The 517-nt window shown below is 65.6% G+C and carries 1 protein-coding gene; it reads right to left on the reverse strand.

Annotated elements, in window-relative coordinates; genetic code table 11:
- On the reverse strand, nt 1-391 hold a 391-nt coding region (locus OP496_RS18340; RefSeq protein ID WP_280565436.1), incomplete at its 3' end, for an FAD-binding protein.
- Nucleotides 392-517: the final 126 nt, after the last annotated feature.

A 517-nucleotide genomic window follows, 5' to 3' on the forward strand; every position in this document is an offset into this window, starting at 1 on the left:
CGTGATGGCCGAAGCTGCCCACGGCATGATGGTTCTTGCCATGCACGTCGTTGGCCACGGCACCACCCACCGTGGCCAAGCGCGTCCCCGGCGTGCTGGGCAAGAACCAGCCTTGTGGCACCACCAGAGCGAGGAGCTCGGCCAGGGTGACGCCTGCCTCACAGCGCAGTACCCCCTGCTGCGGGTCGAACTCGATAAAGCGATCGAGCCCTCGGGTGAGCAGCAGCGTACCCTGTTCGGTCAGGCACACATCCCCATAGCTGCGCCCGCTGCCATAAGCCAGCAACGGCCTGGGCAGGCTATCCGGCACGCCGGCAGAGCGTTGGGTCAACGCATGGACCGCGTCGGGAACCACGCGCGGCAGACGGTTCCATGACCGTGGGGCGGTCATGCTGTCTCCTCCGCAGGTGATTCACCATGACGGCTGCGGATCAAGGCCACCAGACCGATCATCACCGCAAACCACAGCGTCGCCAGGCGAATTAATACGGTCGCCGCGATTGCGGCGGGCATAGTC

It is taken from the genome of Chromohalobacter sp. 48-RD10, assembly GCF_029889785.1.
Lineage (GTDB): Bacteria > Pseudomonadota > Gammaproteobacteria > Pseudomonadales > Halomonadaceae > Chromohalobacter.